Raw genomic sequence first — 12413 nt, forward strand, 5'->3', positions numbered from 1 at the left:
CGGCGGGCGGCTGAGCTCAGAACAGGCTCCGCTGCGCTCCGCCGCAGCTGCTGCCGCGCGGTGGCCGGGCGGTCAGCCCAGCGGTGTGCTGGGCCGGGGGTGCGCGAGCGTGACGTACGGGCCAAGCGCCGCTGGTCGGTATGGTCCGGACGCCGCGTTCGCGTATCGTCTCGCGCCTTCGGCGCACTGCGGCCGGCAGCGGGAAGGGGGAGGGGTGCCGGAGGCGTCGTCGCCGTCTTGCCCAGAGGGCCGTCACCGGCCGGAGGATGGCGGAGCGGCGGATGGTCTCCTGGAGCGGTGGACGCCGTTCCGGTTGGGCTCCCCCTACCACCCCTCCCGGAAAACCACTTGATGCGGTATTTGATGTAGAGCAAGCACTTTTTTAGGAGCAGGTGGGTGGAGGGCCCGAACCGGACCGGCGCCCACCGCTTCGGGCGGCCATCCGCTACCGCACCCGCCCGCGAGCCGGTGACGATGCCCCGGCGCCCCTCCCCTTTCCCGCTGCTGGCCGCTCTGCGCCGAAGGCGCGAGACGATACGCGAGCGCGGCGTCCGGACCATGCCGACCAGCGGTCGGTGGCCCGTACGTCGCGCTCGCGCGCCTCCGGTCCAGCGCACCGCTGGGCTGACCGCCCGGCCACCGCGCGGCAGCAGCTGCGGCGGAGCGCAGCGGAGCCTGCTCTGAGCTCAACCACTCACCAGGCCAGGGAATCGGAGGGGCGCGCGGTGTGCGGGTCGCCAAGTTTCGCTGAGGTCGTCAGGGTCTTGGAGTGGGCAAGCCCGACTGGTCGGACCGACCGGTCAGCCCATGTGTACGGCGGGGGCGTCGGCGTCGGTCTCGGTGTGCTGGCGTTGGGCGTTGATGGCCAGCGCGGTGACGACAAGTCCCGCGAGGAACATGGCGCCCGCGGCGGCGAAGGCCATGGTGTAGCCGTGGGTTACGGCCTCGCCCGCGCGGGCAGCCAGGGCGAAGTCCTTGGTGGCGAGCGCTCGGTAGAGGGTGGTGGCCGCATCGGGGAGCTTGTCGTTGGCGGCCGAGGTGGCGATCGTGGACAGCACGGCGAGGCCGAGCGCGCCGCCGATCTGCTGGGCGGTGTTCAGCAGTGCCGATGCGATGCCCGTGTCGTGGTGGGCGACGCCGCTGACCGCGCCGAGTGTCATCGGTACGAAGCTCATGCCCAGGCCGAGCGCGGTGACGAACATCGCGGGCATCAGATGCCCGGCGTAGGAGGAGTCGGGCTCCAGGGTGGCGAACCAGAACATGCCTACGGCCCCGACCAGCAGCCCCGGACCGGCGATGAGCCGGGGCGCGAAGTGCGTGATCAGCTTGGAGCTGACGCCGGCCGCCGTGGCCATGCCGAAGCTGAAGGGGAGGTAGGCGAAGCCGGTCTTCACCGGGCTGTAGCCGAGGATGAGCTGCATGTACAGCGTCAGGAAGTAGAACGTGGCGAACATGCCCGCGCCGATGAACAGCATCGTGGCGTAGCTCCCGGAGCGGCTGCGGTCCTTCAGCAGGCGCAGCGGCAGCATCGGGTCCGTGGTGCGGGCCTGGAGCAGCAGGAAGGTGGTGAGCAGTACGGCCGCGCCGGTGAAGGAGACCAGGGTCAGCGCGTCGGTCCAGCCGTGTTCGCCGCCCCGGGTGATGCCGTAGACCAGGGCGATCAGACCGCCGGTGCCGGTGATGGCGCCGGGTATGTCCAGGCGGCCTGGGTGGCGCTCCGCCTCGACGAGGGTCTTTGTGCCGGTGAGCACGGCCAGGCCGATGGGGATGTTGACGAAGAACACCCAGCGCCAGTCCAGGAGATCGGTGAGCGTGCCGCCGAGCAGCAGGCCGACCGTGGCGCCGACGCCGCCCATGGCCGCGTACACGCCCATCGCGGTGTTGCGCGGCTTGCCCTGGGGGAACGTGGTGGTGATCAGGGCCAGGGCGCTGGGCGCGGCGAGTGCGGCGCCGACGCCCTGGAGGACGCGGGCAGCGATCAACAGGCCCTCGTCCGGGGCCAGGCCGCCCAGCAGGGAGGCCAGGGTGAAGACGACGATGCCGGTTTGGAACATGCGCCGCCGCCCGAACAGGTCACCGGCCCGTCCGCCGAGCAGCAGCAGTCCGCCGAAGGCCAGCGCGTAGGAGTTGACGATCCAGGCGAGGTTCGCGTCGGTGACGTCGAGGTCGGTCTGGATGGCGGGCAGCGCGATGTTGGTGATGGTGGCGTCCAGGACCACCATCAGCTGGGCGGCCGCGATCACGATCAGGGCCAGCCCGAGGTGCCGGCCCCCGCCCGGCGGCGTGCTGGGCGTATCGGCCGCTGCGACGGCGGCAGCCGCACGGTCGGTGGACATGTCGGTAGACATAAAAGAGGGCTCCAGAGGAGAGTTAATTGGCCCTGCGGCGCAAACGCTTCGTTACGGAAGTCTGCGGCAGCGGTAGAAAGCGGCATCGTAGATGCGAACGAGAAAGACTTTAGCATTGCCGACCGCGTGAATCGGACCGAAAAGAGTATGGCGAAGTCGCGCTTGACAAAGGGAGTTGCCCTGTGGGCACTCGGGATTGAGGGTTGGGGTCGGTGGGATCGCTGCGGGGGAAAATCGCATGCCGAATGGCCATCCGATTCGAATATCGGATGGCTTGAAAATTGACAGGAAAGAAAGTCTGTGGGCGGGGGATCAGTCGGTTTCTGTATTCGATTATCTCAACCGTATATGACAAAGGGCGTCATATATCGGGGACTATTCGATCGGCACGGCTGCGGGGTACAGGGCTGCCGTTGCCTGTGCCGCCTCCCTGAGCGCGTTCCGCAGTTCGGGGGGATCGACGACCTCGACCTTCGGCAGGAACCGGGTGAGGGAGTCGGCGGCCACGCGGACCGTGACCTTCACCGGTCGCTCCAGGTTCTCGACCTCGCGGCGCAGGTCCTGCCATACGTGCTGCAGCTCCACCCCAGAGCGGAGACGGGCCTGTTCGGACAGGACGCGCGCGGTCACGAGCCGATCGGCGCGGAAGAGCTTCCGCCGGGCCTGATGGTCGGCCACCAGGTACCAGACGCCGGTCTTGTTCACGAGCCCGTACGCATCCAGCGTGTAGGAGCGTTCGCTTCCGTCACGGCCATGGCGGTAACGGACGCGCAGCCGCCGCTCGCCGAACACCGCGTCCTGCAAACGGGCCAGCTCCGGGACCGGAGCGGGAGCGGCACCGGTGCGCCACCGGTCGGGCTCGATGAACACGCGACGGCTGGTCTCGTCCGCCGTGAGGCCACTGACGTCCGTACGGTAACCGGGCACCAGCGCGATGCCGCCGCGCGCCCCGCGCTCCGTATAGACCGGGACGCCCGCCGCCGACAGGGCCTCGACGTCACGCATCACCGTCCGTACGGACACCTCAAGGCGCTCGGCCAGCTCCCTGGCGGACGTCTGCCCATGTGTCTGCAGCAGGAGCAGAAGCGCCAGCAGCCGCTCGGAACGCACAGCTCACCCCTCCAGGCAGCGTCATATATGGGAAACACGGAGAGGGCAGAGAGGGCGCGTGTCCCTTGACCCCGGGCCTCAGCCGGACGACAGCGCCCGCAGGGCCCGCAGCGCCCCGGGGTGGCGGCCGGTGAGGCGGTCGAGGGCGGCGGAGGTGGCGTCGTCGGCGGGGAGGTGGACGATGAGGCGCTGGTCGTCGTCGGCGGGCAGTTCGAGGGTTTCGTACGCCAGCCGAAGCTCGCCCACCTCGGGGTGGCGCAGCCGGGTGACGCCGCTGGAGCGGGGGAGGCCGGGCAGGGTGGCCACGCGCTCGCTGAAGGCGTCTCCGGTGACGACGGTCAACTCGTCGGCGAGGTGGGCGACATGGGGGTCCGCACGGAAGGGGCCCTGCTTGAGGGCGGCGACCTGTTCGTCGGCGACATGGGCCCAGTCGGGGTACGCGGTGCGGGCGCGCGGGTCGGTGAAGACGAAGCGGGCGAGGTTCGGGTCGCTACCGTCCAGCAGGCCGACGGGGCCCGCCAGCCGTTCGTAGCCGGCCGTGTGGGCGAGGATGTCGCCGAGCCGGTTGAGCAGGACGGCCGGGGCGGGCTCCAGGCGGTCGAGCAGGGCGCGTACGGTCGGCCGCACCGTACGGGCCGGGCCCGCGTCGCCCCTGCAGCTGAAGCCGGGCTCGGCGCCCTTGGTCAGCCGGTGCAGATGGACGCGTTCGGCGGTGGTGAGGCGGAGCGCGTCGGCCAGCGCGGAGATCACCTGCGCGGAGGGACGGCGGTCGCGGCCCTGCTCAAGCCGGGTCACATACTCCACGCTGACCCCGGCCAGCGTGGCCAGCTCGGCCCGGCGCAGCCCGGGTGTACGGCGGCGCGCGCCGGTGGGCAGCCCCACCTCGGCGGGGGTGACCGCCTCCCGGCGGAGGCGCAGGAACATGCCCAGCTCGTTGTCGCTCACCGTACGAACGTAACAGCCGGGTTGAACGGGATCGTGGCCCTGTCACTACCAGTCTTCGCCCGGCCTTCCTGGCCCTGGCGCGGCCCGGCAGATTGGACGGCGTGGCCCTCCCGGCCACTTCGCCACCTCAGCAACCTCAGCAACAAGGAGCACGCCCAGCCATGTCCAGCCAGACCCTCAAGCTCGCAGTGATCCTCGGCAGCGTCCGCGAGGGCCGGTTCGGCCCGACGGTCGCGAACTGGTTCGTCGAACAGGCCGAGGCGCACGGCCGGTTCGCCGTGGACCTCATCGATTTGGCAGATACCCCGCTGCCGCTGGCCCTGCCGCCCGTACCTCCCGCGATGGAGCCGAACCTGCCCCGCCCCGCCGAGATGGCCGACCTCACGGCGCGGCTCGCGGCGGCCGACGCGTTCGTCGTGCTGACGCCGGACTACAACCGCGCCTACCCGGCCGCGCTGAAGGCCGCGATCGACTGGCACTACCTCGAGTGGCAGACCAAGCCGGTCGGCTTCGTCGGCTACAGCGGGGCCAGCGGCGGCCTGCTGGCCATCGAGGGCCTGCGGCAGGTCTTCAACGAACTGCAGGCCCACACGGTCCGCGACTACGTCTCCTTCCCCCGTTACTACGAGCTGTTCGGCCCCGACGGCACGCTCAAGGACCCCGAGGGCCCGAACGCCGCGGCGAAGGCGATGCTGGACCAGCTGCTGTGGTGGGGCTCGGTCCTCCACGACGCCCGGCGCGACCGCCCGTTCGCCGCAGCGTAGTACGCGGCGTAGTACGGGGCGTACAGGGCGGGGGCGGCTAGCCGAAGGGGACCCGGTCCAGCCAGAAGTCGAGGAGTCGCGCGTCCCCCAGCACCTCGACGCCCTCGCCGTGGGCCGGGCGCCGGCGGTAGACCAGCAGCAGGAGCTCGGTCAGCGGGGCCCGCACGGCGACGGCGGCCTTCTCATGGGCCCGGCGCCAGGCGATCACCTCGCCGGTGAGGTCGACCACCCACTCCGCCGCCGCATCGGGGGCGGTGTCCGTGGCGTGGAGGTGGATGGTGCGGCCGGGGCCCGGCAACTCACGCATCCGGGGGTGGATCTCGAAGTGCATCGGCAGCGCGCCGAGCTCCATCCACTCGTCGAGAGCGTCGAGTGCCACGTCCTCGGCGAGGGCGAACTCCGCGCCGAGCGCCAGCGTCGCATCGGCCCGGTGGACGACCGTCTCATGCGTGAACCGGCGGGCGAAGAAGGCCGCCGTCCCGCCGGGCACCGGGGTCCACACCTCCGCGTCGGGCCCGGCCGCGCGCAGCGTGTCCGCCAGCAGCCCGGCGCCCTCGGTGAGCCAGGGGCCGAGGACGGCGGGGTCCTCATGGGCGTACGGGGACAGGTCGCGGAAGTGGTCGTCGGGGAGCGGGCCCGTCGCCCGGGTCCGTACGATCTCGGCGCCCCAGCGCTGGGCGCCGCCCAGATGGCGCAGCAGCTGGCCGACGTTCCAGCCGGGGCAGGACGGCACGGGGGCCGTCAGGTCCGCATCCTTGATGAGCGGCCGCAACAGGTCGGTCTGCGCGGCGATCTCGGCACATAGGCGATCGTGACTCAGAACGGTCATAGCGCCACGGTAGGACGTGCCACTGAAAGCGCCCCGTAGCGCTGGGATCAGCGGGTGCCGGGCGGGGACTCGGGGGCGGGCTCGGGCTCGGGATCCTGTACGGGCTCCGGCTCCGTTTCCGGCTCCGGCTCCGGCTCCGGCTCCGGCTCCGTGAGTGTGCCCGCGATGAGCCAGGCCAGAGCGCACAGCGCGATCAGCGGGGCCAGCGCGGTGCGCAGACCGGCGACGTCCGCGAGGGCGCCGATGGCCGGGCTGGCCACGCCCCCGACGCTGACGGCGAGGCCCAGCGTGACGCCGCTGGCCGTGCCGACCCGGTTCGGCAGATAGTCCTGGCCCAGCGTGACGTGCAGCGAGAACGGCACGTACAGGGCGGCGGCCGTCAGCGCGGCGAAGGCATAGAGGGCCGACCCGGGGATGAACACCAGCCCGGCGACGGCGGGGACCGCCGCCCCGTAGGCGATGCGCAGCGTACGGACGCGCCCCCAGCGCGCGGCCAGCGGGCCGCCCAGTACGGTGCCGACCGCGCCCCCGGCGAACAGCGTGAACAGCGCCGCCGACCCTGTCGCCGAGCCCCCGGGCACGCGCTGCTGGGCGTACAGGGCGATGAACGCGCTCAGGCCCACGTAGATGATCGAACGGCAGACGATGACCGCCGAGAGGCGCAGGAACTCCGGCCAGTTGTCACGGCCGGTGCCCCGCGCGGCGGCCTGCTCGGCCGCCGCGCGCCGGGCCAGGGACCGGATCGCGGAGGCCGTCAGCACCACCCCGGCCACCGCGGGCACCATCAGCCACGGCGATGCGTTCAGCCCTCCGGCGGACAGGACCGGGGACACGGCGACGGGGGCGAGGGCGAAGCCGATGTTGCCGCCGAGGGAGTACCAGCCCATCGCCACATGGCTGCCGCGGCTCGCCGTCCGGGCCAGCCGCGCCGACTCGGGGTGGTAGGCGGCCACCCCGATGCCCGAGAGGGCGACCGCCAGGCAGGTGAGCGCGTACGAATCGCCGGGCCCGGACAGGGCGATGCCAAGACCCGCGCCCAGGGAGCTCACGGGGATCAGCCAGGGCATCGTCCACCGGTCGGTCAACGCCCCGAACAGGGGCTGCACGATCGAGGACAGCAGCGTGGCCGCCAGCACGATGCCGGACGCCGCCGCGTATCCGTAGTGGCGCTCGGCCACCAGGAACGGCACCAGGGTGGGCACAGCGCCCTGGTAGAAGTCCACGGTCGCGTGGCCGATGGCCATCATCGTGATCGGTCTGGATACGGAGCGGTCGCGGGAGTGGTTTTTCGGTGTCACGCCGACGATCCTCCGGGCCCGGCGGGTTGGCAGGCTTCCGATAAACTGCCAGGTGATGTCGGTATCCAGCCAAGCGTCCCGCCGGACCGTCCCGGCCCGGCCGCACCGGCCGACGACCACCCGCCTCCTGGACCCGGGCAGCGGGTTGTCCGCACACCGCCATGACGTACACCAGGTCGTCTACGCGGGGCGCGGTGTGCTGTCGGTGACCACCGAGGCCGGGAGCTGGGTCGCCCCCGCCACCCGGGCGATCTGGGTGCCCGTCGGCACCCTGCACCAACACCGGGCGTACGGGCGCACCGTGCTGCACGGCGTCGGCCTGCCGGTGGAGGCCAACCCGCTGGGCCTGGACCGGCCCGCCGTACTGGCGGTCGGCCCGCTGCTGCGCGAGCTGATCATCGCGTACAGCCACCCGGACGCCGACCCCGGGACGGCGGAGTCCGGTCGGCTGCTCGCGGTCCTGCTCGACCAGTTGCGGCAGGCGCCGCAGCAGCCCCTGCATCTGCCCACGGCCCGGGATCCGCGGTTGGCCGCCGTATGCGCGCTCCTCCAGCACGACCCCGCGGACCCCCGGCCGCTGCCCGAACTGGGCGCCCGGGTGGGGGCGAGCGCCCGCACGCTCACCCGTCTCTTCCGCGCCGAGATGGGCATGACGTTTCCCCAATGGCGCACCCAACTACGGCTGCACCACGCGCTGCTGCTGCTCTCCGACGGCCTGACCGTCACGGCGGTCGCCCACCGCTGCGGCTGGGCGTCGGCGAGTGCGTTCATCGACGTCTTCCGCCGGGCGTTCGGATACACGCCCGGCGACTACCGTACGCAGGCCTGACGCCTGCCTGGCGCCTGCCTGGCGCCCGCCTGGCGCCCGCCTGACGGTCAGCCGCAGCCGATCCGCGCGGTCCCGACGGCGACATCGTCGTACCAGAGCGTGTCATCGCCCTCGCCGTAGCTCTCCCAGCCCAGCCGCAGATCCGTGGGCGCGGGACGCCAGCCGCCCCGGGCCAGCCACTGCTGGTCGACGTCCTGGGTCGGGGTGCCGTCCACGACCAGGCCGGTGACGAGGGAGCCGTTGACCCAGGTGTCCAGGCGGCCCGCGGAGCGGTCGAGCCGGAACTCCAGGCAGGTCCAGGTGTTGAGCGGCAGCGGCGTGGACAGCGCCACGCCCGCTGGGCTCTGCGCGGGCAGGGTCGCGTCGTCGGATTCGCGGTTCCATTGGAGGGCCTTGTTCTGCCCGCCCATCCGCAGGTCCTTGGAGTTGTCGTTGGTGTCGCGCAGGGCGGCGAACGTGACGTGCTGGGCCGGGAGCGCGGTGGTGTGGCGGACCCAGAAGCGCGCGTACAGCTCGGAGCCGGCCGGGACGTCGGACAGGGACGTACCGGCGAAGGCGTGATTGCAGTACCCGGCCTTGCCGGTCACCCGTACGGACTTGGTGCCGGCGTGGGCGACGGTGGAGTCCACGGTCGCGGTGCCGGTGCCGGAGCAGTTGGCCACGGTCGTGGTCCAGCGGCCCGATGGGGCGGTGCCGGTCTGCGACTCGAAGTCCTCGCAGAAGCCGTTCGCCGCGCACGCGGCCGCGGGGCGGGGTTGGGCGGAGGGGGTGGCGGCGGAGGCGACGGGGGTGACGGCCGCCGCGGCGGCCAGTGCGGCGGTCGCGGCGGCGAGGGCGCGGAGGCGGCTGGGCTTGCGGGGGTGGGGGTTCGGGTGCGGGTCGGGTGCCATGGGGGTCCTCCTTCGGGGGTGCGGGAGTTGGCCATTATGGGAGCGCTCCCATCTGGAATGTAGCTGTGAGCATGACAGTCCGGAAGTCAGTCGGCGGTGTTTTGAACCGACGCCGCCGATGAGCCGTAAGGGATAATGGCGGCTCAGACCTCCCGAGCCTGGTCCGCCGTGCCACCATCAGGCTTCGCAAGCACGGAAGGAACTTCGGGGTGTCGCTCTTCACGCGCTCTCGTCAGCTGCCGGACAGGGACAAGACGAACGCTGAGGAGGGCCCAGCACCGGACGGCCTCGCGGCGCACTCGCCGGACGGGGCCGCCGCCACGGGTGATGCCGCCGAGAGCGCGTCGTCCGCGGACGGGGTCGCTTCGGGTGGCATTGCTGCGGATGGTTCTGCGGGTGCCGCGGCGTTGGGTGCCCCCGCTGCCGACGAGGCCGTAGCGGGTGACGCCGCGCAGGGCGCCGCCGCTGGGCGCGGGGCCGGTGGCGACACCTCCGTAGGGGACGCTGCGGACGATGCCGCCACTGACGAGGCCGTGGCTGCTGATGCCTCGGCAGGCACGGCCGTCGCAGGCGGCGCTCCTTCGGAGGCCGCTGCTGGGCGTGGCGCCTCTGCGAGTGCCACCGCGCGCGGCGATGCCTCCGACGAGGGTGCCGGTGCGGGGGGTTCCGCGGCTGATGCCGACGTTGCCGGTGTCCGTGGCGTGCGTGATAGCGGCGAGGGGGACACCTCCGCGCGCGCCGCCGCCGAGTTGGCTGCCGCCTCCCCGGGCGATGGCACCCCCGGTGATGCCGCGTTGGGTGCTGCCGCTGGGCGCGGCATCGGCGGTGACACCGTCGCGGGGGACCTGGCGGGTGGCGCCGCCCCGGGTGACGCCGCCTCCCGGGATGCCGTGCCGGTTGGCGCTGCCTCGCAAGCCGCCTCCCCGGGGGCAGCCGACCCAGGGGTCGACGCCCCCGGTGACGACGACCTGAACGCCGCCACCCCAGGTGGCACATCGCCGGGCGATACCAACGCCGCCCCCGGCGACCGCGCCGCCCCTGGCGATACCACCACCGACCAACCCCCCACCGAGGCCGCCGCAGGCGGCGGCTGGCGGGGTAAGTACCCCGTCGCCGCACGGGCCTTGGCGTGGGGGGCCACGGCCGTGTCCGTCGCGTTGGTGTTCTTCGCGCTGCTGTTGCCGCGTCAGCTTCCCCTCATCCAACCCAGCGCGTTCCTGCACATCCCCGTGGAGGGGGTGCTCGGCGCCGGGGTGTTGCTCATCCTGCCGCCGATTCCGAGGCGGGTGGCGGCGGTGTTCGCCGGGGTGTTCCTCGGTCTGCTGACCATCCTCAACCTCCTCGACATCGGCTTCAACGAATTCCTCGGGCGCGGGTTCAACGTGGTGCTCGACTGGATCCTGCTCGACGACGCCCAGTCGTACCTCAAGGATTCGCTCGGCTCGACGACCGCGACGCTCGCCACGATCGGGGTCGTGGTGCTCGTTCTCGTGCTGCTCGCCGTCATGACGCTGGCGTGTCTGCGGATCGGCAAGGTCATGGCGCGGAACAACACCGTGGCGACCCGTACCGTCCTCGTGCTCGGCACCACATGGGTGGTCTGTACGGCGCTCGGGCTGCAGGTGTCCGGGGCGCCGATCGCTTCCAGGAATACGGTCGTGCTCGTCCAGGACCGGGTGAAGTGGGTGAAGGCGACCCTCAGGGACGAGCGGGAGTTCAAGAAGGTGGCGGCGCGGGACTCCTATGGGAACGTCCCGGGCGATCAGCTGCTGACCGGACTGCGCGGCAAGGACGTCATCTTCACCTTCATCGAGAGCTACGGCCGCAGCGCCATCGAGGACCCGGAGATCGCGCCGGGGGTCGACGCGGTGCTCGACGAGAAGACCAAGGAGCTGAGCGACGCCGGGTACTCGTCCAAGAGCGGCTGGCTGACCTCGGCGACGTACGGCGGCAACAGCTGGCTCGGCCACTCCACCTTCCTGTCCGGACTGTGGATCGACAACCAGAGCCGCTACCGCACCGTCACCGCGGGCCATCACACCACCATCACCAGCGCCTTCAAGCGCACCGGTGCCTGGCGCACGGTCGGCATCATGCCGGGGGTGACCAAGGGGTGGCCGGAGGCGAAGTTCTACGGCCTCGACAATCTCTACGACTCCCGGGATCTCGGGTACAAGGGCCCGAAGTTCAGCTGGTCGACCATGCCCGACCAGTACGCCCTGACGGCCTTCGAGCGCCTGGAGCACGGCAAGAAGCACGACAAGCCGCTGATGTCGGAGATCATCCTGACCTCCAGCCACCAGCCGTGGGCGCCCATCCCCAAGATGATCGGCTGGGACGAGGTCGGTGACGGCTCGGTCTACAACGACATCAAGAAGGCGGGCAAGGACCCCAAGGACGTGTTCACGGACTCCACCCAGGCGCGCGCCGAGTACGGCAAGTCCATCCAGTACTCGCTGAACAGCCTCATCGACTACGTGGTGAAGTACGGCAACAAGAACACCGTGCTCGTCTTCCTGGGCGACCACCAGCCCATGGCGAAGGTCAGCGGCGACAAGGCCAGCCGCGATGTGCCGGTCGCGATCGTCGCGCACGACCCGGCCGTGATGAAGCGGATTTCCGGCTGGGGGTGGCAGGACGGGCTGCGGCCCGGTGCGGACACCCCGGTGTGGCGGATGGACACCTTCCGGGACCGCTTCCTGAACGCCTACGGCCCGCAGCCCGGCTCCGGAGCGCCAGGTTCGGGAGCGCCCGGCTCGGGAGCGGCCGGCTCCGGGTCACCCAGCCCGGGGTCGGCCGGTTCCGAGGCGTCCCGTTCCGAGGCGTCCGACTCCCAGCCGACCGGTTCCAAGTCCACCCGTTCCAAGTCGTCCCGCTGAGCCGATCGGCGATCAGCCCCCGATGTCCAGCACCGCCTTCCCCCGCACCCGCCGCCCCAGCAGCGCCGCCACCGCCTCCGGCGCGCGCTCCCACGAGCCGCGCCAGCCGATCTGCGGGTCGAGCCGGCCCTCGGCCAGCAGGCTCACCAGATAGGCGAGGTCCGGGCCGAAGGGGGACCGTACGACGAAGGGTTCGAGCCGCCGGTCACCGCCCGTCAGCCGTTCGCGCTCGAAGTCGATGGTGGTCGGTTCGAGCGACGCCTTGCCGATGGACTGGGCCGAGCCTCCGGGCCCGACCAGGGCGAACGCCTCGGCCAGGAGCGGGCCGCCCACGTTGTCGAGGACGCCGGAGACCGGTGCGGTGACGTGCTCGAGGCCGACGACGACCTCGTCGGCGCCGAGTTCGCGCAGCCCCTCGCCGCGCTGCGGGCTGCCCACCGCCGCGATGACGTACGCGCCCGCGAGCGCGGCCAGTTGCACCGCGAAGCGTCCCAGGCCGCCCGAGGCGCCGGTGATCAGCA

The 12413-nt window shown here is 71.9% G+C and carries 10 protein-coding genes; 3 read left to right on the forward strand and 7 right to left on the reverse strand.

The features are described 5' to 3' along the window. Positions 1 to 800 precede the first annotated feature (800 nt). The 3 genes from ACWDSL_RS47500 to ACWDSL_RS47510 all read right to left on the reverse strand — a co-directional run bounded on the left by ACWDSL_RS47500 (position 801) and on the right by ACWDSL_RS47510 (position 4403). The gene (locus ACWDSL_RS47500) at positions 801 to 2336 is read right to left on the reverse strand and encodes an MFS transporter (protein WP_450495238.1); all 1536 of its coding nucleotides are present in this window, start codon (positions 2334 to 2336) and stop codon (positions 801 to 803) included. A gap of 387 nt (positions 2337 to 2723) precedes the next feature. Then, complete coding sequence (locus tag ACWDSL_RS47505) at positions 2724 to 3458, reverse strand: helix-turn-helix transcriptional regulator (RefSeq protein WP_450495227.1); 735 nt, start codon at positions 3456 to 3458, stop codon at positions 2724 to 2726. Between the two features lie 78 nt (positions 3459 to 3536). Beyond that, positions 3537 to 4403 carry a helix-turn-helix domain-containing protein gene (locus ACWDSL_RS47510; protein ID WP_450495228.1) on the reverse strand — a complete coding sequence of 289 codons (867 nt, stop codon included), beginning with the start codon at positions 4401 to 4403 and terminating at the stop codon, positions 3537 to 3539. Between the two features lie 161 nt (positions 4404 to 4564). On the opposite strand from ACWDSL_RS47510, the gene ACWDSL_RS47515 reads away from it, so the two are divergent. Further along, positions 4565 to 5167, forward strand: a complete 603-nt coding sequence (locus tag ACWDSL_RS47515) for an NADPH-dependent FMN reductase (RefSeq protein WP_385618791.1) — start codon at positions 4565 to 4567, stop codon at positions 5165 to 5167. Positions 5168 to 5204: 37 nt separating this feature from the next. Here ACWDSL_RS47515 and ACWDSL_RS47520 read toward each other — a convergent pair whose 3' ends face one another. Next, positions 5205 to 5996, reverse strand: coding sequence for a maleylpyruvate isomerase family mycothiol-dependent enzyme (locus ACWDSL_RS47520; RefSeq protein WP_450495230.1), 792 nt, complete (start codon positions 5994 to 5996; stop codon positions 5205 to 5207). A gap of 47 nt (positions 5997 to 6043) precedes the next feature. Beyond that, positions 6044 to 7243 carry an MFS transporter gene (locus ACWDSL_RS47525; RefSeq protein WP_450495240.1) on the reverse strand — a complete coding sequence of 400 codons (1200 nt, stop codon included), beginning with the start codon at positions 7241 to 7243 and terminating at the stop codon, positions 6044 to 6046. A 106-nt stretch (positions 7244 to 7349) separates the two neighbouring features. Here ACWDSL_RS47525 and ACWDSL_RS47530 point away from each other — a divergent pair, with 106 nt between their 5' ends. Next, a complete protein-coding gene (locus ACWDSL_RS47530; protein ID WP_450495232.1) occupies positions 7350 to 8123 on the forward strand; it encodes an AraC family transcriptional regulator in 774 nt (257 codons plus the stop codon). Positions 8124 to 8170: 47 nt separating this feature from the next. On the opposite strand, the gene ACWDSL_RS47535 is transcribed toward ACWDSL_RS47530, so the two are convergent. Then, the gene (locus ACWDSL_RS47535; protein WP_450495233.1) at positions 8171 to 9013 is read right to left on the reverse strand and encodes a hydrolase; all 843 of its coding nucleotides are present in this window, start codon (positions 9011 to 9013) and stop codon (positions 8171 to 8173) included. Positions 9014 to 9714: 701 nt separating this feature from the next. Here ACWDSL_RS47535 and ACWDSL_RS47540 point away from each other — a divergent pair. Beyond that, a complete protein-coding gene (locus ACWDSL_RS47540; RefSeq protein ID WP_450495235.1) occupies positions 9715 to 11892 on the forward strand; it encodes a sulfatase-like hydrolase/transferase in 2178 nt (725 codons plus the stop codon). A gap of 12 nt (positions 11893 to 11904) precedes the next feature. Here ACWDSL_RS47540 and ACWDSL_RS47545 read toward each other — a convergent pair. Beyond that, positions 11905 to 12413: zinc-binding dehydrogenase (locus tag ACWDSL_RS47545; protein WP_450495236.1), on the reverse strand; the 509-nt coding region annotated here is incomplete at its 5' end.

Source organism: Streptomyces sp. NPDC000941, assembly GCF_053599555.1.